Source organism: Phenylobacterium sp., from assembly GCF_016793225.1.
Taxonomy (GTDB): Bacteria; Pseudomonadota; Alphaproteobacteria; order Caulobacterales; family Caulobacteraceae; genus Phenylobacterium.
On the sequence record NZ_JAEUMN010000148.1, the window covers coordinates 1 to 6,422 of the forward strand.

7 protein-coding genes are annotated in these 6,422 nt (G+C 73.6%); 3 read left to right on the forward strand and 4 right to left on the reverse strand.

All coding sequences use genetic code 11. The features are described from left to right. On the forward strand, nt 1-411 hold a 411-nt coding region (locus JNK30_RS17195; protein WP_293484047.1), incomplete at its 5' end, for an SDR family oxidoreductase. Nucleotides 412-574: 163 nt separating this feature from the next. On the opposite strand, the gene JNK30_RS17200 is transcribed toward JNK30_RS17195, so the two are convergent. Together JNK30_RS17200 and parC are read right to left on the reverse strand one after the other, a co-directional pair. Further along, complete coding sequence (locus JNK30_RS17200) at nt 575-1,243, reverse strand: PEPxxWA-CTERM sorting domain-containing protein (RefSeq protein WP_293484048.1); 669 nt, start codon at nt 1,241-1,243, stop codon at nt 575-577. A 226-nt stretch (nt 1,244-1,469) separates the two neighbouring features. Next, nucleotides 1,470-3,713 carry a DNA topoisomerase IV subunit A gene (gene parC / locus JNK30_RS17205; RefSeq protein ID WP_293484050.1) on the reverse strand — a complete coding sequence of 748 codons (2,244 nt, stop codon included), beginning with the start codon at nt 3,711-3,713 and terminating at the stop codon, nt 1,470-1,472. 333 nt (nt 3,714-4,046) lie between these two features. Between parC and JNK30_RS17210 the strand changes: the two genes are divergently transcribed. Next, nucleotides 4,047-4,757 carry a hypothetical protein gene (locus JNK30_RS17210; protein WP_293484051.1) on the forward strand — a complete coding sequence of 237 codons (711 nt, stop codon included), beginning with the start codon at nt 4,047-4,049 and terminating at the stop codon, nt 4,755-4,757. 156 nt (nt 4,758-4,913) lie between these two features. Continuing rightward, nucleotides 4,914-5,666, forward strand: coding sequence for a hypothetical protein (locus JNK30_RS17215; protein WP_293484052.1), 753 nt, complete (start codon nt 4,914-4,916; stop codon nt 5,664-5,666). 56 nt (nt 5,667-5,722) lie between these two features. Here the strand turns inward: JNK30_RS17215 and JNK30_RS17220 are convergent, their stop codons facing one another. Together JNK30_RS17220 and JNK30_RS17225 are read right to left on the reverse strand one after the other, a co-directional pair. Then, nucleotides 5,723-6,121 (reverse strand): hypothetical protein, encoded by a 399-nt coding sequence (locus JNK30_RS17220; protein ID WP_293484053.1) that lies wholly within the window; start codon nt 6,119-6,121, stop codon nt 5,723-5,725. Nucleotides 6,122-6,155: 34 nt separating this feature from the next. Further along, on the reverse strand, nt 6,156-6,422 hold a 267-nt coding region (locus tag JNK30_RS17225; RefSeq protein WP_367118761.1), incomplete at its 5' end, for a DNA repair protein RecO C-terminal domain-containing protein.

Genomic DNA, 6,422 nt, shown 5'->3' on the forward strand with positions numbered 1-6,422 from the left:
TCGCTGCTCTACCTCGTGCAGGCCGCCCGGCCCTGGCTCGCCCCCGGCTCGTCGATCGTCTTCATCACCAGCGCCGGCGCGCGGACCGTGCTCGCGAACTACGCGGCCCTGGGCTGCGGCAAGGCGCTGGCCGAGAGCCTGGTCCGCTACCTCGTCCCCGAGCTCGCGCCGCTCGGCGTGCGCATCAACGCCGTGGCCCCGGGGCTGGTCGCCACCACCTCGGTGGCGAAGATGGCCGGCGGCGAGGCGGCGGCCGAACGCGTGCTGGACCGCGGCGCGCGGGCCAACCCGTCGGGGCGGCTGACCGAGGGCGCGGACTACGCCGCGGTGGTCGAGTTCCTGCTGGGCGACGGGGCGCGGTTCGTCCAGGGCCAGGTGATCCACGCGAACGGCGGGGCGTGGGTGGGGTGAGTTGGGGCGCGGGCCTGAAGCCTCGGCGCGGAGCGCGCCCGGCGCCTGCGCCGCCGGGCTTGTGGCTGCCGTGGACTGCCGCCTGCCCTCTCCACCACCCGCTCTTCGGCGGGCGGTCCCCCTCTCCCGCGGGCGGGAGAGGAAGGGTGCGGGCCCCCCGCCGCTAGCGGGCGAGGACGGGCGCGGCGCGGCGGCGGTTGCGGAGGGCGGCGCCGGCGAGGCCGAAGCCGGCGATCATGAGGGCCCAGGCGCCGGGTTCCGGGACGGCGGCGCCGGTGGCGATGCGGACGTCGTCCAGCAGGACCGCGTCGGTCACGTGCAGGGCGATGCTGACGCCCGTGATGGCCGCCGAGCCGTAGTCGAAGCCGAAGAAGGTGAGGCCGCCGTCCCCGGCGATCGTGGGCGTGAGGAGCTCCACGCCGCCGCCGGAGAGCGTGACGGTGATCTGGGCCGGGAGCTCCAGGTCGACGATGTAGGCGCCGAAGGCGCGGATCGGCGCCGAGAAGGTGAACACCGGCGAGCCAGCGCCGAACTCGGTGTAGGCGATGTAGCCCTTGGACCCGGAGGTCGGGCCGCCGCCGTACGGATAGCCGGTGGTGACGCCGAGGGCGCCGTCCAGGGTGGCCGTGCCCGCCCCGTAGCTCCACGACGGCTGCGCCCCGTCGGCGAAGCCTTCGAAGTCCTGCACCGTGAAGCTGCCGACCGCGGCGTCGAACGCGGCGGCCGCGGTCGCGGCGTTGGCGTTGATGTCCGAATAGACCGTGGAGGCGGCCGCCGGCAGGGCGGCGGAGGCCAGGACGGCAGCGGCGGCGAGGATCCCGATGCGCGACATGTCAGCAGCTCCCGATGTAGGCGAGCTGAGCCTTGTCGGTCCGCGGGCGCTGGTAAACACGACTCGCCTGGGAGGCGATGTTTTGGGCTGGGGCGGGCGCTGGGAGGTTGCAGGCGCGGGGGCGGTGCTGGCGGCTGTGCTGGCCGCTTGCCCTCTCCACCACCCGCTCTTCGGCGGGCGGTCCCCCTCTCCCGCTCGCGGGAGAGGAAGGGGATAGCGCGGAGCGCTATCCCTTGGGCCGGAAGCGCTTGTTGGCGGGGAAGCCCTTGGGCGCGAGCTTGCCGGCGCCGGCGCGGCGGCCGACCCATTCGCGCCACTCCGCCCAGACGCGGGTGCGGCCGCTGGCGTCGACGGTGGCGAGGCCTTCGGCGGCGTTGAAGGCGGCCGCGTCGCGTAAGCCCCCTTCGCGGTAGGTCTGGAGCTTGACGCCCTTGCCGCGGGACATCTCGGGGAGTTCGCCGGCGGGGAAGATCAGCAGCTTGCCGTTGTCGCCGATGACGGCCAGGTGATCGGCGCCGGCGAGCGGGATCGAGACCTGGGCGGCGCCGTTCAGCACCTGCTTGCCGGCCCGGCGGAAGGCGATGGCCTCCTCCTCGGGCAGGATGAAGCCGTAGCCCTCCTTCGAGGCGATCACGCGCTTGGCGCCCGGGCGGTGCATGAAGACGTCGACGATGCCCACCTTGTCGTCGAGGTCGATCATCAGGCGCACCGGCTCGCCGTGGCCGCGGGCGCCCGGCAGCTTGTCGCAGCCCAGCGTGAAGAAGCGGCCGTCGCTGGCGAAGATGAGCAGCTTGTCGGTGGTCTCGCCGGGGACCAGGAACTGGAGCTTGTCGCCCTCCTTGAACTTCAGCTCCGAGGGGTCGTCGACGCGGCCCTTGGCGGCGCGGATCCAGCCGCGCTCGGAGAGGATGACGGTGATCGGCTCGCGCACGATCATGGCCTGGACGGCGGCCTCGGCGTCGACCACCGGGGCGTCGGCGAACGCGGAGCGGCGGACGTTGAGGTCGGCGAGCTGGGCCTTCACGTCCTTCAGCCCCTGCCCCACCAGCTTCCACTGGGCCTTGTCGGAGGCGAGCAGGCCCTGGATGCCGTCGCGCTCCTCGGCCAGCTCGGCGTGCTCGCGGCGGATCTCCATCTCCTCCAGCCGGGCCAGCTGGCGCAGGCGGGTGTTGAGGATGGCGTCGGCCTGGATCTCGGAGAGCTCGAAGGTCGCGATCAGGACCTCCTTGGGCTTCTCCTCGTAGCGGACGATGCGGATCACCTCGTCGAGATTGAGGTAGGCGATCATCAGCCCGTCGAGGATGTGCAGCCGGGCCTCGATCTTGGCGAGCCGATGGCGGGCGCGCCGGACCAGCACGTCGCGGCGGTGGTCGAGGAACGCCTTGAGCGCCTGCCGCAGGCTCATGACGCCGGGCGTGCCGCGGGCGTCCAGGACGTTCAGGTTGACGCTGAAGCGGGTCTCGAGGTCGGAAAGCCGGAACAGGCTCTCCATCAGCACCTCGGGCTCGACATTGCGGCTCTTGGGCTCGAGCACCAGGCGCACGTCTTCGGCGGACTCGTCGCGCACGTCGCCCAGCAGCGGGGCTTTCTTGTCCTCGATGAGCCCGGCGAGCTGTTCCACCAGGTCGGCCTTCTTCACCTGGTAGGGGATCTCGGTGACGACGATCTGCCAGGTCCCGCGGCCGGTGTCCTCCTTGTCCCAGCGGGCGCGCACGCGCACGCCGCCGCGGCCGGTGGAATAGGTCTCGATCAGGCTGGCGCGCGGCTCGACGATGACGCCGCCGGTGGGGAAGTCGGGCCCCTGGACGTGGGTCATCAGGGCTTCGACCGAGGCCTCAGGGTCGTCGAGCAACAGGAGGCAGGCGTCGATCAACTCGCCGGCGTTGTGCGGCGGGATCGAGGTGGCCATGCCGACGGCGATGCCGGTGGAGCCGTTGGCGAGCAGGTTGGGGAAGCCGGCCGGCAGCACCACGGGCTCGTCGTCGGAGCCGTCGTAGGTGGGCTTGAAGTCGACCGCGTCCTCGTCGATGCCGTCGAGCAGCAGGGTGGCCGCGGCCGTCAGCTTGGCCTCGGTGTAGCGCATGGCCGCGGCGTTATCGCCGTCGATGTTGCCGAAGTTGCCCTGGCCGTCGACCAGCGGATAGCGCTGGGCGAACGACTGGGCCATGCGCACCAGGGTGTCGTAGATCGCCTGGTCGCCGTGGGGGTGGTAGCTGCCCATCACCTCGCCCACGACCTTGGCGCACTTGCGCGCGGCCGCCTCGGGGTTCAGGCGCATCTCGCGCATGGCGTAGAGCACGCGGCGCTGCACGGGCTTGAGGCCGTCGCGCACGTCGGGCAGCGCGCGGTCGGTAATGACGCTGAGCGCATAGGCCAGGTAGCGGCGGGAGAGCGCCTCCTGCAGCGGCTCGTCGATGATGCGGTCGGGCTCGCCGGAGGGACCTTCGGGCGGCGGGGTGTCGAGGGGCATCGGCGTCTTCTAGGGAATCAGGCGGGGCATAGGGGTCCTTCCTAGCGCAGCCCTGCCGCGGCGTCAGTGCGGCGAGACTCCGGAGGCGTCGGTCATCCACCACCAAGCGCACCAAGCACGCTAAGAGGGCGTCGGCGGGCAGGACGGCTTCGTGAACTTGGCGGGCTTGGCGGTGAAAGAGATCGCCGGCGGCGCCCGACACGCTTCGTTAACGGCCAAGGCTAAGCCCGCGTTTACCTGTGGGGGGGATGCTGCAGGCGTGGGAACCCCTTCGGGGGACCGGGCAAAACGCCCGGTGTGCGTGGGGGCGGCAAAACGCCGGACAGACAAGCTTTGAACCGACCCGACCCATCGCGCGCGGCCGGCCGCAGGCGCTCCAGGAAGGCCGACTTCGGCATCCGCGGCGGCCTGGCTTTCGCCATCATCGCCTCCCCGCGCGTGAACGCGCCGGCCTGGTTCGGCCTGGCCGCGGCCGTGCCCGCGCTGCTGCTCGCGGCGGCGGCGGCGATGACCCAGGCGGGCCTGCCCAGGGCGGCGGGGCTCTATGCGGCGCTGCTGCTGGCGCCCGCCGTACTGCTGGCGCTTGGCGCGCTGGAACGGCGGCGCGTCGCGCCCACCCCGGCGGAAACCCGTGACGAGGACCTGGCCCGCGCGCTCGTGCTGACCGTGGGACAGGCCTCGGGGCTGCTGTTCGTGGTGATGCTGGGAGCCCGTTTCTCGGGCGAGGCGATCGCGGTGGGGCTGGCCATGGCCGGCATGCCGCTGGCGCTCTCGCTGGCCCGCAACCTGTGGCGCCGCGCGGTGAAGCCGCTGAACGAGCGGCTGGCCGCGACCCAGGTGAGCGTCCGGCGCAACTGGACGCTGGAGTGGCTGCAGGCCGAAGCCCTGCGCAGCCCCCCGCGCGAGCCGGCCTCGGTGACGGTGCTGAACCCCCGGCGCGCGCCGCCGGTCACCCTGCGCGTCATGCCGGCGGCGGTGGACGAAGGCTGGATGCGCTACGGCGAACGGGCCGCCCGCGAACCTGCCGCCGAAGAAGCCGCCTGAACCCTCGCGGAGGCCGCGTCCCCGCGGCATTGCGCGCCAATCCGCCCCGGCGCACCCGTGCGGGGTTGTCTTTCGCGCGCCCCCTGGGAATATGGTTAACGCAACCATCCCAGGGGAACGATCCGGCGCCGCCACGGGGGCTCGCGCGGGATCGGGATGGCGGCCAACCGAAGGACGGGACCGATTACAGAGTATGTGCGCTTCGACGGCTTCGTGCTGGCCGTCAACCATCCGCCCGAGCCTGCGCGCGTGCGGGGCCGCAGGCGCCTGAAAGCCGGCCGGGGCGACCTCGACTACGGGGTGCGCTCGGGCCTCGCGTTCGCCGTGCTGACGGCGCCGCGGGTGAACGCCATGGCCTGGTTCGCGCTCGCCGTCGCGGCGCCCGCGGCGCTGCTCGCGCTGGCGGCGGCGGCCACCCGGGATGGCCTCGCGAGCCTGGCCGGCCTGACGGCGGCGGCCCTGCTGGCCCCGGCGCTGCTGCTTGCCCTGCCCAACCTCGAGCGGCGGCCGCACCGGCCCCGCGCGGCCGCCGATCCCCGGCTGATCCGCGCCTTCTGCCTGACCGTGGGCATGGCGTGCGGGCTGCTGTTCGTGGTCGTGCTGGGCGCGCCATTCTCGGGCGAGGCCGTGGCGGTGGGACTGGCGATGGCCGCTGCGCCGCTTGCGGTCGCGGTGGCGGCGGACCTCTGGGCCCGCACCTTCCGCCCCATCGGGGCCCGGACCCCGCCCGTGGAGGTCGGACGCGACTGGCTCGCGGAGTGGGCCGAGACCGAGCGCGCCCAGGCGCCCGAACCGGAGCCTGCGGTGGCCGAGGTGATCCGCTTCCCGACGCCGCCGCCGCGCCGTGCGCCCGCGGCGCCACCCGCCTGGACCGCGCCACGACGACGCCGCGCCGCCGCACGGCGCTAGGTTCGAGCGGCGCGGCTCCGGGTCGCGGATGGTCAACGTGAATTAGGCTCGCGCATTCACTGCGCATTCAACGCGAGCGGCAAGCTTGGCCGCATGTTGCTGGCGCCGCCGCGGACGAATGTGGGAGCCTGGTTCGCGCTGGCCGCGTCCGGACCGGCGGCCATGCTGGCCGTGGCGGCCGCGGCGACGCGCGACGGGCTGCCGCGGATGGCCGGGATATGGGCCGCGGCGATGCTGCTGCCCGCGGCGGCCCTGGCGATCCGGACACTCGATGGCGGACGGCCCGGGCAGCCGGCTCTGCGCACCGACCAGGCGCTCGTGGCGGCCTTCGCGCTGACCGTCGGCGAGGCGGCGAGCGTGCTGCTGTCGGTGCTGATGGGCGCGCCGCTCCCCGGCCAGGCGGTGGCGAGCGGGCTGGCCGTGGCCGCCGCGCCGCTGGCCTGGGCTGTGGCCAAGGACCTGGGCCGCCGCACCTGGCCCAACTTCTCGCTACAGCCGACCGGCCTCGCGCAGGCGCTCCAGAAGCCAGATGCGGGCGGGCGGCAGGGGCCGGTTGAGTGGGCCGAATATGTTCGCCTCGAGGAAATGGCCGGTGAGGTCGAGGCCGGCGCCGATATCGCCGGGCAGGAGCCGGCCCTGCGCCGAGAGCAGGAAGGCGGGGAGCGCCAGCAGCCGCTCGCGATAGGGTTCGCCCGCCTCGCGACTGACGGCCCGGCCGGTGCGGGGGCTGACGTAGACCAGGTCGTCGACGGCGCC